A 20,664-nucleotide genomic window follows, 5' to 3' on the forward strand; every position below is an offset into this window, starting at 1 on the left:
GAGCGTTCGTTCGCTTTTATGATTGACCTCTGCAGTTTGCCGGTGAAGAATGCCGGTCAACATAATAAGGAAAGGGAGGGCATGACTTGAGCGAGAGACGGGTGGTTGCCATTACCGGCGGGACCAGCGGCATCGGGCTTGCCATCGCCCGGCGGCATGTGGCCCAAGGGGACCGTGTGGTGATCGGCAGCATCGATGCCGACACGACGTCGATCGAAGCGTTGGGCCTTCTCCCTGCGCTGAGCCGATTGATGCGGACCGACGTCGCGCAGGAGAGCGACGTGGCCGCGCTGGTGGCCGCGGCGGTCGAGAGCTTCGGCCGGCTCGACGTCATGGTGAACAACGCCGGCATCGGCGACGGCAGCCGCAGCGTCGTCGATTTCGACGCTGAGCGCCTGTTGCGCACCAACGGCGTGCTGTTCAACGGGGTGGTGTTCGGCATCAAGCATGCCGCGCGGGCAATGCTGCCACAAGGCTCGGGTTCGATCATCAATATCGCCAGCATCGCCGGCATCTCGACCCATATCAATTCAGGCCACCTCTACAGCGCCGCCAAGGCCGCCGTGGTTCACCTGACCAAGACATCGGCGCTGGAGCTCGGGCGTCATGGCGTGCGGGTCAACTGCATCTGTCCGGGCTATATCGCCACGCCGCTGTTCGGTCGCGGAATGGGATTGGCAGGCGCAGAATTGAGTGCGTCGGTGGAGGCGGCCAGCGCCGCCTTCGTCGATCTGCAGCCGCTGAAACGCGCCGGGCGGCCGGAGGATATCGCCGCCGCCGCCGCCTGGCTGTCTTCGCCGGATGCGAGCTTCGTCACGGGACATGCACTGGTGGTCGACGGCGGCGCCAGTGTCGGCGGGGATTGGGACCCGGCGAATGGGCGCGGCCGGGTGGTGCGGCAGGCCCTGGAAACACGCAAGGCGACGGCCTGAATCTGAGATCTGCGCACATGAGGGGGCGCCAGTGACAGTCGGTCTGATTACGGGGGCAGGTGCGGGGATCGGGCGCGCGATAGCGCTGCGTCTCGCCGCGAACGGCATGGACCTGGCCCTTGTCGATATCGATGCGGACGCCGCCGCCGAGACGGCTGACCAGGTCAGGGCGGCGGGACGGCGTGCGCTGCCGATTGGCGCGGACGTCTCGCGCGCCGAGGAGGTGGACAGAGCCGTCGCGCGGGCCGAGGGCGAATTGGGACCTGTCGAGGCTTTCGTTGCCAATGCCGGGATCGAAGGTGTGGTCGGGCCAATCTGGGATTATTCCGACGACGTCTTCGAGAAGGTGTGGTCGGTCAATACGCGCGGTGTCTTCCTCGGGATAAAATACGTGAGCCAGCGGATGATCACCCGCGGCGGCGGGGCGATAGTAGTGATGGCTTCGACTTCGGCAATCCGCGGACGCGAGGCGAACGCCGGATACGTGAGTTCAAAACACGCGGCGCTCGGGTTGGCCCGTGTCGCCGCCCTCGATCTGGCGCCGTATAATATCCGGGTGAATGCGGTGCTGCCGGGTCCGATCGAGACGCGGATGATCCGTTCGCTCTTCGCCCAGCATGAACAGCGCGGCCGCACGTCGACGCCGAAAAGCGCCCGCAAGCTCGGGCAGCCTGAGGATGTCGCGGGTGTGGTGGCTTTTCTCCTGTCCGACGAGGCGCGGCATGTGAACGGCGCCTCCTGGGTCATCGACGGCGGCAACACCATCGACTGAGTGTGGATCTTATCGGGCCAGATCGACCAATTTTCGACGACGGGGAAGGCTAATCGCAAGTTTCTCAGGAGAATAATACTCGCGCAAGACAGAAAAACCAAGCGAGTGCCCAGATCAAGGGCAAGTCCGAGGGGCTTCGGACAGATTGAATACAATGCACGGCCGCTCAGGCCGGCGCGGTTGGAAACGGGAGGAAACGATGAACAATACGGCGTTAAAGCCACTACGAAGTGTCGGCCGCAGATTGCTGGCGGTGTCCGCCATGGCCGGGCTGATGGGCGCAACCCTGGCCTTGCCGGGCAAGGCCGATACGCCGGAGAGGGGCGGGACCTTAGGCCTTTCGGTGCAGTTGACGACCGCGAGCCTTGATCCTCTCTATGGCAACGCTGCGGGCGCCGACCGCACGTTTCTGAACCTCTATGCCGAACAGCTCGTCTTCCAGAATGGGAAATACGATTTCGAGCCGGGGCTCGCCGAGAGCTGGGAATTCCAGAACGATGGCAAGTCCCTACTGTTCCGTCTGCGCCAGGGCGTTAAATTCCAGGACGGCACGCCGTTCAATGCCGCGGCGGTCAAGTTCAACTTCGAACGGCTTATGAATCCGTCGATCGAGCACCGGAAGCGCGCCTCGGCCGAACTCTTCGAGTCGGTCGATATCATCGACGACTATACCGTTCGCGTGAACTTCAAGGTGCGCAGCGCCCTCTCGCTGGTGCGTATCGCCAGCGCCGAAGGCTCGATCTGCTCGCCGAAGGCGATTGCTGAACTGGGCGAGGATTTCGGCCGCCGCCCGGTCTGCACCGGACCGTTCAAGATGACGTCGTGGTCAGGCAATCAGTTCATCGCAAAGCGGAACCCGGACTACTGGCAGAAGGGGACCGACGGGAAGCCGCTGCCCTATCTCGACGAAGTCCAGATTACGGTCCAGCCAAATTCTGCCGTGCGCCTGGTCGAGCTGCGGTCCGGGAATGTTCAGTTCATCGATTACCTCCTGCCCAAAGATTTTGATCAGATCACCAAGAACGCGGACTTGGCGCTGCTCGATACGGGCAAAGGCATGCTTGAATACATCGCCTTCAACGTGTCGAAGCCACCGTTCAACAACCGGGACCTGCGTGAGGCCGCGTCGCTGGCGATCAACAGGGAAGCGCTGGTCAAAGTCGTGGCGCCGACCGTCGGAAGCGTCTTGAGATATGTCGAGTCGCCCGAGGAGATGTGGGTCTATGATCCCTCCGTCGTTGGCCACTCCTACAATCTCGAGCGCGCGCGCGAAGCCTTCCGGAAGTCAGGCTTCAACGGTGAGGTCTCGCTGATGGTGATCCAGCGTGATCCGGACATCCAGATTGCGCAGCTCGTCCAGGGCATGTTTGCCTCCATTGGCCTGAAAATGAAGATCGAGGTGGTCGAGCGCCAAGGGTTTCTCGACAAGATGAACTCCTTGCGGCATGATTTTCTGATCGCGCGGATGGAGCACAACGTCGATCCTGACAATCTCTACTCGCAGTTCTTCGACAAGAGCGGCGTATTCAACGTCACGGGTGTCGACAGGACTGAAACGACGAGGCTGGTGCAGCAGGCGAGGGGCGAGTTGGACCGTGAGATACGTCGCAGCCTCTATCGGCAGGTCACAGATAGCGTTCTTAAGGACTATATCTATAGTTGGCTGATCCGCATTCCCTATCAGGCTGCCGTGTCGAAGCGGTTGCAGAACATCAGTCTCGACGCCAATAAGTCGCTGACCTACGATAAACTCTGGCTCAAAAAATGATTGCGGGAGGTCGCGTGGGACGATCAATTCGTCCCCGCGCCTCTTGAATCGACAACGGGCGGCACCTGTCTATGCAGACCGAAATTTCCACCGGGGTGATGGTGCCTGGCGCGACGCACCATGCGGATACGCGAAGTCTTGACGACACCATCCTGAGACTTGAAAAGCTGAGCGTCCACCTCGGTGCGGGCGATCACGCGCGGACAGTGGTCGACGAGGTTTCGCTGACCATTCGCGCCGGCGAATGCACCGCGCTGGTCGGCGAATCCGGGTCCGGAAAGTCGCTGACGAGCCTCGCGATCATGCGCCTCTTACCGTCCAGCATGCATGTATCCGGAAGCATAGTTCTGCGTCGCCAGTCCGGCGCGCAGGTCAATGTCTCGTCTTTGCCGCGATCGGAACTCACGTCCATTCGCGGCCTGGAGATCGGGATGATCTTTCAGGAGCCGATGACAAGCCTGAATCCGCTGCTCACCGTGGGTGAGCAGATTTCCGAGATGTTCATGGTGCATCGCGGAGAAAGTCGCCAGGTGGCGAAGAATCATGCCGAAGAGATGCTGGTTCGCGTCGGCATTCCGGAAGCTCGGGCGAGGCTCGCGGCCATGCCGCATGAACTATCCGGGGGCATGCGCCAGCGGGTGATGATCGCCATCGCGATCGCCTGCGACCCGCGCATCGTCATCGCCGACGAGCCCACGACGGCGCTCGATGTGACCATCCAGGCGCAGATCCTCGAAACGCTGCGTGGGCTCCAGGAGCGATCCCGCGGCATGCTGTTCGTAAGCCATGATCTCGGCGTGATCGCCGAGGTCGCCGATCGGGTGCATGTGATGTATGCGGGCCAGGTGGTCGAGTCCGGCAGCGTCGGCGCCATCCTGCTCCGTGCACGCCATCCCTACACCATGGGTCTGGTGGCCTCGGTGCCACGCATCGACAGACCACAGCCGCGCGGCGCGGCGCTCTATTCGATCCCCGGGCGGGTCCCGGAACTCGCGAGGATGCCAGCCGGTTGCCGCTTTCATCCCCGCTGCGCCCACGCCCGTGCCGGTCTGTGCGACAGGGTGGTGCCGCAGATCGAGGTGACCGAGGACGGCGGCGAGGTGCGTTGCCTGCGCTGGCGGGAAATTGCTCCCACTGACACCCTGTCGGCGAGCCAAAGAGGATCGGCCCTATGACGCTGGTCGAGGTGCGGGAGTTGCATAAGCAATTCGTGTTGAGGAAGGGACTGTTCGGCAAGGTCTCGCGCGTCAATGCCGTCAGCGACGTGAGTCTCAATGTGGTGCAGGGCGAGGTCTTGGCGCTGGTCGGGGAATCAGGGTCTGGCAAGAGCACACTCGGGCGGCTTGTGGCGCGGCTCGATACGCCGACGGCCGGCGAAATTCTGTACAACGGGGCCAATGTTGCGAGCCTGAACGCGCGGCAGCTCTTCGCTTTCCGGCGTCATGTGCAGATGATCTTCCAGGACCCTTATGCCTCGCTCAATCCGCATATGCGGGTCCGCGACATGCTGGCCGAGCCGCTGCAGATCCACGGGCTGGCACGGGGCCGCAACGCAATTGGCGCGCGGATCGAACAACTCATGGGAGCCGTCGGCCTCTCGTCCACGCTGGCCAGCCGCTTCCCCCATGAATTCTCAGGCGGTCAGCGGCAGCGGTTGAGTATCGCGCGCGCCCTGGCCGTGGAACCCGAATTCATCGTCGCTGACGAAGCCGTGTCGGCGCTGGATGTGTCCACCCAGGCGCAGGTGGTCAACCTCCTCAGCGACCTCAAGCGCAAACTGCGGCTCACGGTGCTCTTCATCAGCCACAATCTCGCCATCGTCCAGAACGTCGCGGACAGGGTGGCGGTGTTGTATCTCGGGCGGATCCTCGAGGTAGCACCGACCGAGGACCTGTTCGCGCAAGCCCGGCATCCCTATACCCAGGCGCTGCTCGGCGCCATTCCTGTCCCGGATCCGACCGCGCGGCGCAAGCGCATCGTGCTCAAAGGGGAAATTCCAAGCCCGATGCGCCCCCCGTCGGGATGCGTGTTCCGCACACGATGCCCGCACGCGCTCGCGGACTGCGCGCGCATTGTGCCGCCGTTGCGCCCCGTGGGCGCGGGCCGCCTGGCTGCCTGCATTCGCGACGATCTGATGTCCGGCTCCGCGCCTCAGGCCATCGCGTCGACAACCTCCTCCCGAGCCATCCCATGATCCGCTACATCGCCTCCCGTCTTATGCAGATGCTGCCGGTGCTGTTCCTGGTCAGCGTTGCCGTGTTCTCGATGACGTTGCTCCTGCCCGGTGATCCGACACTATCGATGCTGGGTGAGAACGCTTCCCTGGCGGACAGGGTGGCCCTGCGCGAGCGGCTGGGTCTCGATCTGCCCTTGCCGGTCCAGTATCTCAGATGGGCGCAGAACGTGGTGGAGGGCGACTTCGGCCGTTCCCTGCGCAACGGCGAGCCGGTCAGCGAGATGCTCTTGCAGAGGGTGCCTGCGACGACGCAACTCGCGATCATGGCAATCATCCTCGCGATCCTGATCGGCGTTCCCTGCGGCATCATTGCCGCCCTCAACCGGAACTCGTTCGGCGATGTGGCCGCCACGTCGGTTGGCATGTTCGCCATGGCCATGCCCAGCTTCTGGCTCGCCATGCTTCTCGTCATGATGTTCTCGATCCATCTGCGCTGGCTGCCACCTTCCGGCTATGTGCCGTTCCTCCGCGATCCTATGGACAGCCTGCGGCTGATGCTGTTGCCCGCCGTTACGCTGGGCACCATCCTCGCCGGCCTCATCCTGCGGCAGACGAGAACCTCGATGCTATCTGTCCTCTCGGCCGATTATGTGCGGACCGCGCGCGCGAAGGGCATGAGTGAGCGGCGCACGATCCTGCGCCATGCGCTCCGCAACGCGCTGATCCCGATCGTGACGGTCGTCGGGTTACAGATGGGCGCGCTGCTCGGGGGAGCGGCGATCACGGAGTCCATCTTCTCGATCCCCGGGCTCGGGCAGATGGTCGTGGACGGGATTTTCAACCGCGACTTCCCGGCCGTGCAGGGCGCTATTCTGGTTATCGTCACCTCTATTCTTTTCCTCAATCTCGTAATCGACATCGCCTATTCATGGATCGACAAGAGGGTTTTGCGATGACCGGGGGACAATCTCAGTCTGCTGGTATCGTCGTGGACGACACAGCTATCCGTGTTGGAGGCGATACGCGCATGGAAACACTGGGCTCGGCTCCGCGATGGCGTCTGGCGCTGACGGCCTTGCTCCATCATCGACTGGGCGCCTTCGGGCTCTGCGTATGTGCACTCGTCGTCTTCACGGCGCTCCTTGCGCCCTGGATCGCGCCCTATGATCCGAGCGTGAGCGACTACGAGGCGATCCTGTCTCCGCCATCCCTGACGCATTGGCTCGGCACGGACGATCTTGGCCGCGATATCCTGTCGCGCATCGTCTGGGGCACGCAGGTTTCGCTTCAGGTCAGCCTCATCGCCGTCTCCGGCGCCATCGTCCTCGGCAGCGTCGTGGGTATGATCTCAGGCTATGCCGGCGGGTGGATCGATGACGCGATCATGCGCGTGATCGACGCGATGCTCGCCTTTCCGACCCTGATCCTCGCGCTCGGCATCGTGGCTGTCCTGGGGCCGACGCTTGTCAACGCCATGATCGCGATCACGATCGTCAATATCCCGAACTTCGCCCGGCTGGTGCGGGCGCAGGTGCTTTCGATCCGGCACATGGACTTCGTGTCAGCCGCCCGCGGGCTTGGCGCCAGCCGGGTCCGGATCATGTTCCGCCATATCTGGCCGAGTGTGATCGGCAATGTGCTGGTTTACGGGTCACTCACCGCCTCGACCGCGCTGATCACGGAATCCTCGCTGTCCTTTCTTGGCCTCGGGGCGCAGCCGCCGACGCCCAGTTGGGGATCGATGCTGTCATCCGGCATGCAGTATTGGGATGCTTGGTGGATGAGCGTCTTCCCCGGTGTCGCGCTGTTTAGCGTGGTTCTTGCGCTCAACTTTGTCGGCGATGGCCTGCGCGACGTTCTCGACGCACGAATTACGGAATAGAGCATGCGCGCGGGATAGTTGAGGCCGGCCTTTCGAGAACAGGACGCGCTATGAGGAATGACCGCTTTGTCGATCGAAGCGAGCGCGCTCTCGCGTAAGAACAATGCGAACACACGGAGACATTGTTCCTGATCAGGTTCAATGGAATCGAAACCAATATGGTTCATGGGAGGAACGAAATGGCACTTGCCGGTGATGGAATTCTTGGTCTTTGGTTCGACATAGCCCCGGAACAACTGGACGACTTCTACGAATGGCACAACCGGGAGCACATGCCCGAACGTCTCGGCAATGCGGGCTTTCGCTCCGGCCGCCGCTTCGTCGCGGTCCGTGCGCCGAAGCAGTTCTTTGTCCTGTATGAGACGAAGAGCCCCGATACGATCTCCGGTCCCGAATATATGAACAATGTCCGCTTCAACAGCGCCTGGTCGCAGCGGCAGTCTCTGCTCAACAACAACCGCGCCATCTTCCGCGTGCTTTTCTCCCTCGGCAGCGGACAGGGCGGATCGATCCTCTCCTTGCGCTACCGGGTCAAAGAGGGGCGCGAAGAGGAGCAACGCCGCCTGCTCGCGCACAGCCTCTTGCCGAAGCTTGTTGACGAGCCCGGTATCGCGAGCTGCCATCTCGCGCGCATCGACGCGCGGGCTATGCATGCCTCGGTCAATCAGGGCATTCAGTTCAAGGTCAATCCGGGGCAGGAGATCGGTCCCGAATGGCTGATCCTCATCGAGGGCAGCCGCGATGCGAACACGCTCGACAAAGTGGCACGCGCGCTGCTCACGGACGAGGCGCTCGCGTCGGCCGGAGCCGATGGGCCCATCCAGTCAGGCCTGTATGATCTCGAGTACGGCCTCTTCCGCATCGCCGCGTGATGGCCGCACCAAGCCGCGCGTTCGGCGGGCGGCGAAACGCTGGAGACCCCATGATCGACCTTCCGCCGGATATGCTGGCCGTCGCCATCGCGCGTCCGGGCCCACCCGAGGTGCTGGCGCCGGTGACGCGCCGACGCCCATCTCCCGGCGCGGGCGAGGTTCTCATCCGCGTGCACGCCGCTGGCGTCAACCGCCCCGATGTCCTGCAACGCATGGGGCATTACCCCCCACCGCCCGACGCCTCCGACCTTCCCGGGCTGGAGGTGGCTGGTGAGGTCGTCGCCTGTGGGCCGGGCGTGGAATGGCCTCTGGCCGGCGAGAAGGTCTGTGCGCTCGTGAACGGAGGCGGCTACGCCACCTATGCGCTCGCCCCCGCGCCGCAGTGTCTTCCGATCCCAAGCGGGCTGAGCATGGTCGAGGCGGCGGCGTTGCCCGAGACCTTTCTCACTGTCTGGGCCAATGTCTTCGCGCGCTGCGGCCTCAAGCCCGGTGAGATTTTTCTCGTCCATGGCGGGGCCAGCGGTATCGGAACGACGGCCATCCAGGTCTGCGCGGCGCTCGGCGCGCGCGTCTTTGCAACGGCCGGCTCGGCCGAGAAATGCGACGCCTGTGTCAGGCTGGGTGCCGAGCATGCGGTGAACTATCGGCAGGCGGATTTCGTCGAGGAGATCCGCCAGAAAACCGGCGGGGCGGGGGTCGATGTCATTCTCGACATGGTCGGCGGTGACTATACCGCGCGCAATCTTCGCCTTCTGCGCCAGAAGGGCCGTATCGCGCAGATCTACTTCCTGCGCGGCAGCGTGGTAACGATCGACCTTGCCGATATCATGACCAAACAACTGGTCCTGACGGGCGGCACGTTGCGGCCGCGTACCACCGCGGAGAAGGGTGCGCTGGCGCTGGCACTGCGAGGCCGGGTGTGGCCGCTGATCGAAAGCGGCGCGGTGCGGCCGGTGATCCATGCTGCACTGCCGCTCGCTGAGGCCGCTGCCGCGCACCGGTTGATGGAGGCGGATGCCCATATCGGCAAGATCGTCCTGCGCGCCGTCTAAAGCACTTCCGGGCGGAGACTGTCCTCCAAAAAAGCGGGCTTGCCCCAAGGCGGCGATCAGCGCGGTCGGTGGAACGCCGCAAAGCGGGACAGGAAGCTGCGGAGGCGCTCGTTGGGCTGGTCGTCGAAGACGGTCGCCGGTGGCGCGTCGATCACGATGCGCCCCTGATCGGTGAAGACGACGCGGTCGGCAACCTCCCGTGCGAAGGCCATCTCATGGGTGACCAGGATCATGGTCCGCCCTTCGGCCGCGAGTTCCTGGACGACCGCCAGCACCTCGCCGACGAGCTCCGGATCGAGCGCGGACGTGATCTCGTCGAGGAGCAGCACTTTCGGCTCCATTGCGACGGCACGGGTGATACCGACCCGCTGCTGCTGGCCGCCGGAGAGCTGGGACGGCAAGGCGTCGAACTTTGCGGCGAGGCCGACCCGCGTGAGCCATTTCTCGGCGATCTGGCGCGCCTCGCCCTTGCTCTTGCCGCGCGACTTCACCAATCCGAGCATGACATTCTGCGCCGCCGTCAGGTGGGGGAACAGATTGAATTGCTGAAACACCATCGCCGCTTCGACGCGGATGCGGGCAAGCTCGCGGTCGCTACGCCGTCGCCGGCCGTCGGCGGTGTCCTTGTAGCCCACCTCGACCCCGTCAATCCGAACCGAGCCCCCGTCGTACTCCTCGAGGAAATTGATACAGCGCAGGAGCGTCGTCTTCCCGCTGCCGGATGGACCGATGATCGCGACGACCTCACCCTTGCCGACAGCGAGGTCGATGCCCTTCAGCACTTGGTGGGATCCGAAAGACTTGGTGATGCCGGCAATTCGGATCACAGGCTCGGCCGGGGCCGCGGTCATGGTGGTCCTTCCGCTCTTAGATGAAGCGTTTCTCGAGCCGCCGACTGAGGGCCGAGAGCGGGAAGTTGATGGCGAAGTACATCAGGGCGCCGATGCCATAGAGCGGCAGCGCGATATGGGTGCGCCCGATCACCTGCTGAAGCGACAGCATCAGGTCGACGACGCCGAGAAGTGAGACGAGCGACGAGCCCTTCACGGTATCCACGACACTGTTGACGAATGGTGGCAGGAAACGCCGCACCGCCTGGGGGGCGAGGACGTGGACGAAGCGGTCGGGGAGGGTCAAGCCGATGGATTTTGCCGCCTCCATCTGGTCCACCGGGATGGATTGGAAGGCGCCGCGGGCGATCTCGATGATCTGCGCCGTCTTGAAGGCGGTCAGCGCCACGACTGCAGCGGGGAGGCTCGGCAGATTCACCGCGATCACGGGCAGGCCGTAATAGACGAAATAGAGCAGCACCAAGATCGGCACACCGCGTACGAAATCCGCGTAGAGCCGGATCGGCAGGCGGGCCCAGAGCGGTCCGAAGACCAGCATGCAACCCAGTGGAATACCGATTGCCAGCGACAGCACGACCACGCTCACAGAGACCAGCAAGGTGGTCAGCAGGCCGTCCAGCAGGAAAGGAAGTGTCTGGAAAAACAGCGCCATGCCGCTCACCGCGCAATGGCATAGCGACGCTCCGCCAGCCGCAGCAGCAGCAGCATCGCGTAGCTCGTGAGGAGGTAGATCGGCGTGGCGATGAGATAGACCTCGACCGTACGAAAGGTCTGCGTCTCGATCCAGCGCATGCTGTAGGCGAGTTCGGGGACGGCGATCGCAGATGCGATCGAGGTGTCCTTGAACAGGGCGACATAGGTGTTCGAGAGCGAGGGCAGCGCGATGCGCAGGGCGGTCGGGAGGCGCACATGCACGAGCACGCCCAGAGGCGTCAGGCCGATCGCCTTGCCAGCCTCGATCAGCCCCTTGGGAACGGCCTCGAGGCCGGCGCGCAGGATCTCGACCAGATAGGCCCCCGCATAGATTGCCAACGTCGCGACGAAAGACGTCGTCGCGTCGTATTGCAGGTCGATCGCGCTCGGCACGCCATAGAAGACGAGATAGACGAGCAACAGGAGCGGTACGTTGCGGACGAACTCGACATAGGCCCGGATCAGCGGCTTCAGCCAGCGCGGACCGTCGAGCTCCGCGAGCGCAAGCACGAGGCCGATCGCCATGCCGATGGCGACTGTCGCCGCCGCCAGCTCCAGGCTCAGCAACAATCCGTCGAAGAGCTTGCCGGCATAGCGCCAGACGATGGCGAAGTTGAAGTGATAGTTCATCATGATGCGCGCCTGCCGGCTTGTCGCGCGTACGGGACCGCGAGCGGCCGTGCTCGGCCGCTTCCACACGGCGGCGAGGTTCTCAGAACTTCGGGAGTCCCGGCGCGCGTGCCGGCGGCGCGATGCCGAAATAGTCGCGGATCGCGCTATCGTAGATCTCGTTCTGGTGGCCGTGGATTGCGACGTCGAACGTCGTGTTGACGAAGCGGACCCAATCCGGGTCTCCCTGCTTCATGCCCGCGCCATAGAGCATCGAGTTCCAGGACTTGCCGGCGTCGGCATATTTGTCGGGATGACGCTTGGACAACCACCAGACGGTCGACAGGTCGACGGCGGCCGCATCCGCGCGCTTGGAGTCGAGCGCGAGGATGACGTTGGCTTGGCTGTCGAGCTGCATGACATTCGCCTGCGGCAGGACCTTCCTGACCGAGGCCTCGGCGTCGACGTTCTGCAGGATCGAGACGCGGGCCGAAGAACCGGCCGCGAGCAGCGCATCGAACGTCTTCTTGTCGCTGTCCGGGCGTGTCAGGAGCGCGATGCCTTCGACATAGTAGGGCCGCGAGAATGCAATGAGCTGGGCGCGGGCCGGTGACATGGTCATGAACTGGATGACGATATCGACCTTCCCCGTATTGATGTTGGGAATGCGCTGGGCGGCGTCCTGCCGGACGAACTCCACCTTCTTGTCGTCATCGAACAAGCCCTTCGCGAGAATGCGCCCCATGGCGATATCCATTCCCGCGAGCTGGCCATTGTCGTCTTCGAAATGCCACGGGGCGTTCGTCGAGCCGGTGCCGACGATCAGCTTGCCCCGATCGAGCACTGTTCGCAGCAGGCTATTCGGAGCGGCCTGGGCCGCAGCGGTTCTGGCCGAAGCCGCGGTCGCGGCGAGCGCTAGTCCGCCGACCAACCCGCTTTTGAAGAGGTTTCGCCGGCTTCCAACGATATCATGCATGATTATCCCCTCGGCGCGAGTGGCAATTGTTATGATAAATATGCCTAAATATAAGTTGTCCCCCGCCAATTTAGAGTATATTTGCGACTGAATTCGGCTGTCAAGCGAACTGCCGCGCGCATCGCGGATGCGCTGCGTGGCCGTCGGACGCTCCCTCAAGGCGCCGGGCCTTGTGATGCCACGGTGCGGCCCGCTCCGGCGTTCGGAGCGATGGCTTCGTCGGCTTTACCGACCCCGCATCGAGATCAGCCGCGCGCCGGGGCATTTCGAGTGAAGGGGAAGCCGGTTCGCGCGAGAGTACTCTAGATGTGATATACGAAGGATGCCATTCTATCATCAGTCAGCTCACGCATGTCGGCGAGCGTACGGTTGTCCAGGACTTTTGCGATGGCTTCGCGGACTTCGAGCATGACGAGGCGGACTTCGCAGCCGGCTTCGTTGCAGTCATCGCATCGGCGATAGGCGGTGCGGCTGGCGCATTGGATAGGCGCGAGTGGACCATCAAGCGCCCGAATGACGTCGCCGACAATGATCTCTTCGGCAGGGCGGGCGAGCATATATCCGCCTCCTTTCCCCTTCCGGCTGTTGAGATAGCGGGCGTTGCGAAGCTCGGCGAGGATTGCGTCGAGAAATTTCTTCGGGATGTTGTTGGCCTCCGCGATATCGGCGACCTGGACTGACTCGCCAGGCTTCAAGCTCGCGAGAAATACGACCGCCTTCAGACCATATTTTCCTTTCTTGGTCAGCATGCGCGAACCTCTCGCTGCCTCGAGCCAGTCTTGATGGAGACCGAACAGGTGTTCGCGGGGACATTACCCCGCAAGGGCGCTGCCTTATACCGCGTGCCCATGAGATCGCTACAATCCGACGTCATAGAACATCTGGTCCATACTCTTGGCCGGCTCGATCATACGATTGACCGTACCAACCTTGACTGCAGGCACGCCGGCGACCGTCGTAAAGGGCGGGACCGAATGCAGCACAACCGATCCCGCGCCGACCATCGCGCCATGGCCAATCTCAATGTGCCCGAGCAGCGTGGCGCCGGCTCCGATCAGGACGCCCGAGCGAATCTTGGGATGCCTATCACCGCCTTGACTGCCGGTGCCGCCCAGTGTGACCCCCTGCAGAATCGATACATCGTCCTCGATCTCGCTCGTCTCCCCAATCACGATACCCGTTGCGTGATCGAAAAAGATCCCACGGCCGATCTTCACCGCCGGATGGATATCGACCTGCAGCGCCTCGGAGGCCGCACTTTGTACAGCCAGCGAGAGATCCCTGCGCCGCTCGCTCCAGAGCCAGTGAGACAACCGGTGGGCCTGGAGCGCATGAAACCCCTTAAAATGCAGCAGGGGTTCAAGGTATCGCGTGGTGGCTGGGTCCCGATCGAGAACCGCTGCCAGATCGGCCCTTATGGCCTGCCGCATGCCTCGATCGGCACGAAGAGCCTGTAGGAAGACCGCCTCGATCAAGTCGGGCAGCAGAAAGTCATGCGCGATGCGACTGGCCACGCGCGCCGCGACCGCCTCCTCCAGGCTGCTGCGATGCAGAACGCCCGCGTATAGCAAGCTCGCCAGTTCAGGCTCATGCGCGACGCCTTCACGCGCTTCGGCTTGGATTGTGAGCCAGATCGGATCGGCCAGACCCATGCTCTGACGTGCGGAACGCATCGTGATCCCTCTCCAGGGACAAGCCTCACGGCCCGCGGTCCCCGCTATGTGTCTCTCTTTACATCATACTAAATCGATCAATTTTATCATATATCGATTGTTGCGCTTTCGCAAACACTCCTGTCGCAGGCCAGGGGCATCCGCCCGGCATCCTGCCGGCGTGGTCCGCACAGGACAGCCTACAAGCGGGGATCAAGCACGTCGCGCAGGCCGTCGCCGAACAGGTTCAAGCCAAGCACCGTGAGCCCGATCACGATGCCGGGGCAGATCGTGATCCAGGGCGCTTCCACGATATAGTCCCTCCCGTCCGCGATGATGTTGCCCCAGCTCGGCGCGGGCGGCGGCGGGCCGACGCCGAGAAAGCTCAGCGCAGCATCTGCCAGAACCGCATAGGCAAAGATGAACGTCAGATCGATGATCAGCGGCGCCATGCTGTTCGGCAGAATATGCCGGAACAGGATGCGCATATGCCCTACGCCTGCGACCCGTGCGGATTCCACGAATTCCGCGCTCCGCAACGTCATCACGCTCGCCCTGACGATCCGTGCCGTACGCGGCATATAGGCGACCGACAGCGCGATGACGACATTGGCTATTCCGCTGCCGAGTGCTGCCGCTATGCCGATCGCCAGCATGAGGGACGGAAAGGCCATGAGCGCATCCATCACGCGCATCAGGATCGCGTCCAGCCGCTTGAAATAGCCCGCCAGCGCGCCGATCAGCGTGCCGCCCGTTCCGGCGATGAGGACGACGGCAAGGCCGATGGCGAGGGACAGATGGCTGCCATAGATGACGCGCGTGAAGATATCGCGTCCGTAATGATCGGTGCCGAACCAGTGCTCGGCGGAGGGGGGAAGGAAGCGGGTGCGGAAGCTGAGCTTCATCGGATCCCCCTGCATGACCAGGGGGCCGACGAGGGCTGCGATGACGACAAGCGATACGATGGTCGCGCCGATGGTCAGCCCCTTGTGGGAGAGGAGCTTTGAGAGGATCCGGCGGCGCGCCGGCGCCCCCATATGGTCGACCGTTGCAGGCGCGACTGAATCGGCGATCGCGGCGGATCTAGTCATTCTCTACTCGCGGATCAAGATAGGCATAGAGAAGATCGACCATGAGATTGATGAAAACCATCAGCATGGCGACGACGAGAAGTGAACCCTGGATCACCGGATAGTCCCGGCGCAATATTCCCTGCACGACGAGACGTCCAAGACCCGGCAGCGAGAAGATCTCCTCGATGACGACGGCGCCGGACAGCGCCACATTGACGATGATTCCGATGACCGTGACGACGGGCACAAGAACGTTTGCGAATGCATGTCGGCCGAGGACCTTGTTTTCGGACACGCCCTTGGCCCGCGCGGTGCGGACATAGTCCTGGCGGAGGATTTCGAGGGTTGTTGCACGCGTCATCCGTGCGAGCAGCCCGATCTGGAAGGCGGCGAGCGCCAGGGCCGGCAGGGTGAGCGAGCGGATGCAGGCCAAAAGGTCTTCGGTTGGTGGGACATAGCCCCCTGACGGCAACCAGTTGAGGTGGACGGAGAATAAAAGTATGCCGGCAATGCTCAGCCAGAATGTCGGAAGCGAAACCCCTAGAAGTGCGACCGTCATGATCGCCGTATCGGCCCAGCGGTTGTGCTTATAGGCAGCGATGAGGCCTGCGAGAATGCCGAGCGGAACGGTCAGGACCATCGAATAGAGCGTGAGCAGGAGCGTCACGGGTAGACGCTCGACGATGGCTTGGGCGACGCTGCGACCCAGCATGAAGGACATGCCGAGGTCGAAACGCGCCAGATTGCCGAGCCAGACCAGGAACTGTTCCAGGATGGGCCGGTCGAGACCGAGGGTCGCGCGGATCGATGCGATCTGGTCGGCAGTTGCGTCCGGTCCCGCTATCACCTGGGCGGCGTCGCCCGGGATGATATGAATGAGGGCGAATGCAAGCAGGCTGACCATGATGAGGACTGGTACAGCCCCCAACAGGCGTCGTGAGACGTAAATCAACATTATGTGATCGCTTGTGAGATGCGTCAGCTATACCAGATGTCCCAAAGCCGAATGCCGTCATAGGGAACAAAGTTGGTGATCGACGATTTCGTCGCCTGGTTCAGATTGCGATCACCAATTTTGATCTGCTGGACCTGGTTGTTGACACGAAGTTCAATGTCCTGCCAGGCACTCCGCTGGTCTTCCTTGGATGTCGCAGAGAGAAGCTTTTGCCAGGCATCTTCCATCGCCTTGTCGTCTTTATAGAATGACCAGTTGCTCGGACCCGAGAAGAGCCTCTGATACTGGAATGGTCCTAGTAATGGCTGGATGGCATAGGCCGTGCTGAACAGGTTATGCGTCGTCGGATCGTTCCGGCGCGCATTCGCCCCCGGCCAGTCGAGCACGTCGAGGCGCACCTTCATGCCGGCCGATTTCAATTGCTCCGCGATGACGACGGCGACCTCCTGGAGAGACGGAATGTCACCGCTTGTCAGGATCACGATCTCTTCGCCGCGATAGCCGGCTTCCGCGAGCAGGGCTTTCGCGCGGGCTGGATCGTTTTGGTTATAGATCAGCCGATTGGCCTCGGCCGGATAGAATTCGCTGTCCTTGTAGACGAATGACGGGTTGAGTGCGAAGGCGCCCTCGGCGGCGATGGCCATGGCCTCCTCCTGGCCGATGGCGGCCTGGATCGCCTGCCGCACCAGAAGATTGTCGGTCGGCGCTCTTTGGACGTTCACCGGAACAACATTGATACTACGCTTGGTCTGTTCATATATTTTGAAGCGCTCATCTTTTGCGAGGCGCGCGGCCGCCTGGACAGGCACTTCGTCGAGTATGTCGAATTGACCGCTCTGCAGGCCGGCGACACGCCCGCTGGCCTCGGAAGCCACGGCGAATGTAATTTCGTCGAGATAGGCTTGCCGGCGTCCGCCGTAGCCGTCGCGCCCGGCGTAGGCCTTGTTGGGGGCATAGTCCGCGAAGCGGCGCCCGTGGAGCTGGGTGACGCCGTCCCAGTCGACGAAGGAGAACGGGCCCGTGGAGATGGGCCTTACCTGATTGGCGTCCTTGTCGCATTCCTCGGCCGGAATGATCGTCATCGGGGATGCCGGCGATTTGATGAGTTCGATCCAGCTCGGCATCGAGGATTTGAGCTCGACGACGAGGGTGCTCGCATCGGGCGTCGTCATGCGATCCACATTCGCTAGCCGTGCCTTCTCGGGGCTGACGCGTGCATAGCGCTCCAGGGAACGCTTGGCATCTTCGGATGTCATCTTCTTGCCGTTGTGAAACGGCACGTCCTTCCGGAGGCGGAAGGTAAAGGTCTTGAAGTCTGGCGATATAGCGAGTTCTTCGGCCAGTTGAAGTTGCGCCGATCCCCGCTCGTCGATCGTCACAAGGGTCTCGCACATGTGCATCAGGACGTTTCGGGCGACCTGGGAGCGCGAGAAATGCGGATCGACGGTCTCCGTTGCCGCGCTCATCGCGACAGTGGCGCGCCCGCCCGGCTTGGGTTGCGCAGCCGCCTGACCAGATGCGGCTCGCGGGAGTGTCGCGGCCGCAGCGACGGTTGCCGATGTTGCGAGAAGTCGGCGGCGGGTCCATTCAGCCATGCTTGTATCCCCTCTTGCGCTGTTTTGATGCGGATGTCGGATGCGGGCTTGCTGACGCGACCCGCGTTTAGAAAACCGGGGTCGGAAGCGGCTGCCCGGCGAAATGGGCGCGCACATTGGCCCGGACGAGGTCGCAGGCGTCCCGCCATGTCTCGAAAGTTCCGCCGCCGCGATGTGGCATCAACACGGTATTCTGATTGTCGAGCAGCCTCTGAGGCACGGACGGCTCGTGCTCGAAAACATCGAGACCGGCGCCCTTGATGACGCCTTTCTCCAGGGCGTCCGCGAGCGCCACTTCATCGATGATCGATCCGCGGGCAATGTTGACGACAATGCCGTCCGGGCCGAGTGCCTCCAGGACCTGTGCATCCACGAGATGGTGTGTCGCGGCGCCGCCGGGGCAGGCGACCACGAGGAATGTCGATCTTGCCGCGAGGTCCACGGGGGTCTCGCAATAGGTGTAGGGCACACCCTCCACCGCGCGTCGATTGTGATAGAAAACGGGCATATCAAAGCCCGCGGCTCTGCGGGCGATCGCCTGGCCGATCCGCCCCAGCCCGAGTATGCCGATGGGCTGGCCGTGCACGCGCGGGACAAGCGGAAAATCCCCGCTTTCCCAAGCCCTTGCCCGCACGAAGGCATCTCCGGCGGTGATGCGTCGGCCAACCGCGAGAAGAAGGGCGAAAGCCATGTCCGCGACGCAGCCGTCGGTGACGCCCGGCGTATTCGTGAGGCGGATATCGCGGGCGCGCAGGGCGCTGACGTCAACCTTGTCATAGCCTGCGCCGCCGTGCGCAACCAGACGCAGATGGGGAAGCGCTGCGATCAGCTCGCCGGATAGCACGCCGCCTGAGGTCAGCGCTTCGACGCGCTGCGCGACCGCCGCGTCGAGTTCTTCGGGACGTCCGGATGGCAAAAGATGAAGCGTGAACTCAGACGCCAGCCGCTCAAGATACCAATCCGGACGTTCTCCTACGACCAACAGTTCCGGCGTCCCCTCTGGCATTGATGTCTCCTCCGCGGGTTAAGCTGTCTAATTGTATACCGACCGTCGCGATGCCCATGAGGCCACCTTCCGGGAAGATTCATGCAGCCATGTCGGTTTGCTTTGGATTGTATAACAGTATACGATTTGCAGATGGTCAATAGGCATTGAGGCGATCGGAGCGAAAATCCGTCGATGGCAGCATCTCAGCGTCCGAAAAGTGATCGGGGGGATGGGTGGGTTCCGCTGAAGCCGAGGACCCTGGTCGATATGGTCATCGACGCGATCGTGGCGGCCGTTTCACGCGGCTTGATCCTCCCGGGCGACCGGGTGGTCGAGACGGAGCTTGCGCAGCGCCTCGGCGTCAGTCGCGTGCCTGTAAGGGAAGCGTTGCGGATTTTGCAAAGTCAGGGCCTCGTCCTGAGCGAACCGCACAAGAGCATGAGGCTCATGCCGGTCACTCAGGCGCGGATCGACAACCTGATCGAGACGCGCGTGGCGCTTGAGACGACGGCCGCGATCCGCGCCATCAGGAATGGGCTCAATGACGCGGCGGGATGCGGACGGCTGTCTGAATGCATTCGTGAGATGGAGGCGGCCTTCGCGCGCAGTGACGCCTATGGTTTTGCCAATGCGGATACGGAGTTTCATCGTCGGCTATGCCAGCTCAGCCGGAACGATGTGCTGTGCGAATTGTGGGAGGGGCTGTCAAAGCAGGCGACGATCTACTTCGGGCTGTCCACGCTGGTCAAGCCGATGGACGAGATCATCGCCGAGCATGTCGTGCTGCTGGACGTTTTCCGGAGCGGGCATATCGATGCGGTAACGCGCGCCCTTCAGGAGCATATTGCGGTTCAGACCCACAAGGTCGATTTCGCAGCGCTCATTGCCGCGCGGCGCGCCGATCGGGAGACTGGGGGCCGCGAGGACACGTTCTGAATGCACGCTCGTCAGGCTTTCGCGATGAGGACTTGCGGAACAGAAGTTGGCTCTCGCGTCTAGAGCATTTTCGAGCGAAGTGGACACCGGTTCGCGTGAAGAAAATGCGTAGAATCAAAGATCTGGAGCATTCCCCGTGAACCGGAGTTCACCGGGAATGCTCTAGCTGTCGAAGCTATGAAGGTTGTTCATCCGGGGCCGGGATGTGAGGCTGGGGTTGCGAAGCACCAACCCTAACCGGAGCACCCGGATGAACGTTCATAAGAATGCGCGCCTGACGGTGCATGGTCGAGTCCTTCTCGTGCGGCGTGTCGTGGAAGAAGATTGGACAGTGGTAGCCGCGTCTGAGGCAGCGGGCGTCTCCGTGCGAACAGGGTTCAAGTGGCTTGCGCGGTTCCGGGCGGGCGGCGAGCGGATGCTGCACGACAGGAGCTCGGCGCCCGGCCTGATGCCGCATGCGACACCGGTCGCGACGATCGAGGCCGTCGAGGGACTTCGCCGGCTGCGCCTGAGTGGCCCGGCCATCGCGCGCGAGCTCGGCCTGCCTCGCTCGACCGTCGGCGCGATCCTGCGGCGGCTCGGGCTCGGCCGCGTGTCGGCGCTCGATCCGCGGGCACCGGAGAACCGCTACGAGCGGCAGCTTCCCGGCGAGCTGATCCATGTCGATACCAAGAAGCTCGGCCGCATCCAGGGCATCGGCCATCGCATCACCGGCGACCGCACCCGTCAGAGCAACCGGCGCGGGCGTGGCGAAGGGCTCGGCTGGGAGTGCCTGCATGTCGCCATTGACGATGCCTCGCGGCTTGCCTACACCGAGGTGCTCGCCGACGAGAAAAAGGACACCACCTGCGCCTTCACGGCCCGCGCCATCGCCTGGTTCCG

General features: G+C 63.0%; 21 protein-coding genes. 11 read left to right on the top strand and 10 right to left on the bottom strand.

The window, feature by feature from the left end; translation table 11 throughout:
- The first annotated feature begins 86 nt into the window (after positions 1-86).
- The 9 genes from C7450_RS07290 to C7450_RS07330 all read left to right on the top strand — a co-directional run bounded on the left by C7450_RS07290 (position 87) and on the right by C7450_RS07330 (position 9,454).
- Positions 87-932 carry an SDR family NAD(P)-dependent oxidoreductase gene (locus tag C7450_RS07290; protein WP_110373728.1) on the top strand — a complete coding sequence of 282 codons (846 nt, stop codon included), beginning with the start codon at positions 87-89 and terminating at the stop codon, positions 930-932.
- Positions 933-963: 31 nt separating this feature from the next.
- Positions 964-1,704, top strand: a complete 741-nt coding sequence (locus tag C7450_RS07295; protein WP_170147122.1) for an SDR family NAD(P)-dependent oxidoreductase — start codon at positions 964-966, stop codon at positions 1,702-1,704.
- A 199-nt stretch (positions 1,705-1,903) separates the two neighbouring features.
- On the top strand, positions 1,904-3,472 hold the full coding sequence (locus tag C7450_RS07300; RefSeq protein ID WP_170147123.1) for an ABC transporter substrate-binding protein: 1,569 nt from the start codon (positions 1,904-1,906) through the stop codon (positions 3,470-3,472).
- Between the two features lie 71 nt (positions 3,473-3,543).
- Positions 3,544-4,647, top strand: a complete 1,104-nt coding sequence (locus C7450_RS07305; protein WP_210206388.1) for an ABC transporter ATP-binding protein — start codon at positions 3,544-3,546, stop codon at positions 4,645-4,647.
- Entirely contained in the window at positions 4,644-5,666 is a 1,023-nt protein-coding gene (locus tag C7450_RS07310) for an ABC transporter ATP-binding protein (RefSeq protein ID WP_110373731.1), read from the top strand. The genes C7450_RS07305 and C7450_RS07310 overlap by 4 nt, the downstream gene beginning before the upstream one ends.
- Entirely contained in the window at positions 5,663-6,604 is a 942-nt protein-coding gene (locus C7450_RS07315; protein ID WP_110373732.1) for an ABC transporter permease, read from the top strand. The genes C7450_RS07310 and C7450_RS07315 overlap by 4 nt, the downstream gene beginning before the upstream one ends.
- 71 nt (positions 6,605-6,675) lie before the next feature.
- Positions 6,676-7,530, top strand: coding sequence for an ABC transporter permease (locus tag C7450_RS07320; protein ID WP_110373733.1), 855 nt, complete (start codon positions 6,676-6,678; stop codon positions 7,528-7,530).
- A gap of 179 nt (positions 7,531-7,709) precedes the next feature.
- A complete protein-coding gene (locus C7450_RS07325; protein ID WP_146227279.1) occupies positions 7,710-8,402 on the top strand; it encodes a hypothetical protein in 693 nt (230 codons plus the stop codon).
- Positions 8,403-8,452: 50 nt separating this feature from the next.
- Positions 8,453-9,454, top strand: a complete 1,002-nt coding sequence (locus C7450_RS07330) for an NAD(P)H-quinone oxidoreductase (RefSeq protein WP_110373735.1) — start codon at positions 8,453-8,455, stop codon at positions 9,452-9,454.
- Between the two features lie 56 nt (positions 9,455-9,510).
- On the opposite strand, the gene C7450_RS07335 is transcribed toward C7450_RS07330, so the two are convergent.
- The 10 genes from C7450_RS07335 to C7450_RS07380 all read right to left on the bottom strand — a co-directional run bounded on the left by C7450_RS07335 (position 9,511) and on the right by C7450_RS07380 (position 18,864).
- On the bottom strand, positions 9,511-10,305 hold the full coding sequence (locus C7450_RS07335) for an amino acid ABC transporter ATP-binding protein (RefSeq protein ID WP_110373736.1): 795 nt from the start codon (positions 10,303-10,305) through the stop codon (positions 9,511-9,513).
- A gap of 16 nt (positions 10,306-10,321) precedes the next feature.
- Positions 10,322-10,957, bottom strand: coding sequence for an amino acid ABC transporter permease (locus C7450_RS07340; protein WP_110373737.1), 636 nt, complete (start codon positions 10,955-10,957; stop codon positions 10,322-10,324).
- A gap of 5 nt (positions 10,958-10,962) precedes the next feature.
- The gene (locus C7450_RS07345) at positions 10,963-11,631 is read right to left on the bottom strand and encodes an amino acid ABC transporter permease (RefSeq protein WP_245449514.1); all 669 of its coding nucleotides are present in this window, start codon (positions 11,629-11,631) and stop codon (positions 10,963-10,965) included.
- 79 nt (positions 11,632-11,710) lie between these two features.
- Positions 11,711-12,583: a transporter substrate-binding domain-containing protein gene (locus tag C7450_RS07350; RefSeq protein WP_110373738.1), complete on the bottom strand. Its 873-nt coding sequence runs from the start codon at positions 12,581-12,583 to the stop codon at positions 11,711-11,713.
- A gap of 302 nt (positions 12,584-12,885) precedes the next feature.
- Positions 12,886-13,332, bottom strand: coding sequence for an RrF2 family transcriptional regulator (locus C7450_RS07355; protein ID WP_110373739.1), 447 nt, complete (start codon positions 13,330-13,332; stop codon positions 12,886-12,888).
- A gap of 108 nt (positions 13,333-13,440) precedes the next feature.
- Complete coding sequence (gene cysE / locus C7450_RS07360; protein ID WP_110373740.1) at positions 13,441-14,256, bottom strand: serine O-acetyltransferase; 816 nt, start codon at positions 14,254-14,256, stop codon at positions 13,441-13,443.
- Positions 14,257-14,435: 179 nt separating this feature from the next.
- Positions 14,436-15,326, bottom strand: coding sequence for an ABC transporter permease (locus C7450_RS07365; protein WP_110373741.1), 891 nt, complete (start codon positions 15,324-15,326; stop codon positions 14,436-14,438).
- Positions 15,319-16,263: an ABC transporter permease gene (locus C7450_RS07370; protein ID WP_110373742.1), complete on the bottom strand. Its 945-nt coding sequence runs from the start codon at positions 16,261-16,263 to the stop codon at positions 15,319-15,321. Before C7450_RS07370 ends, C7450_RS07365 begins: the two co-directional genes overlap by 8 nt.
- Positions 16,264-16,286: 23 nt before the next feature.
- Complete coding sequence (locus C7450_RS07375) at positions 16,287-17,858, bottom strand: ABC transporter substrate-binding protein (RefSeq protein ID WP_170147124.1); 1,572 nt, start codon at positions 17,856-17,858, stop codon at positions 16,287-16,289.
- Positions 17,859-17,925: 67 nt separating this feature from the next.
- Complete coding sequence (locus tag C7450_RS07380) at positions 17,926-18,864, bottom strand: 2-hydroxyacid dehydrogenase (RefSeq protein ID WP_110373744.1); 939 nt, start codon at positions 18,862-18,864, stop codon at positions 17,926-17,928.
- A 174-nt stretch (positions 18,865-19,038) separates the two neighbouring features.
- Here C7450_RS07380 and C7450_RS07385 point away from each other — a divergent pair, with 174 nt between their 5' ends.
- A complete protein-coding gene (locus C7450_RS07385; RefSeq protein WP_110373745.1) occupies positions 19,039-19,782 on the top strand; it encodes a GntR family transcriptional regulator in 744 nt (247 codons plus the stop codon).
- A 250-nt stretch (positions 19,783-20,032) separates the two neighbouring features.
- The coding region (locus C7450_RS07390) for a leucine zipper domain-containing protein (protein ID WP_110373746.1) at positions 20,033-20,664 on the top strand (632 nt) is incomplete at its 3' end.

The organism is Chelatococcus asaccharovorans (genome assembly GCF_003201475.1).
GTDB lineage: Bacteria > Pseudomonadota > Alphaproteobacteria > Rhizobiales > Beijerinckiaceae > Chelatococcus > Chelatococcus asaccharovorans.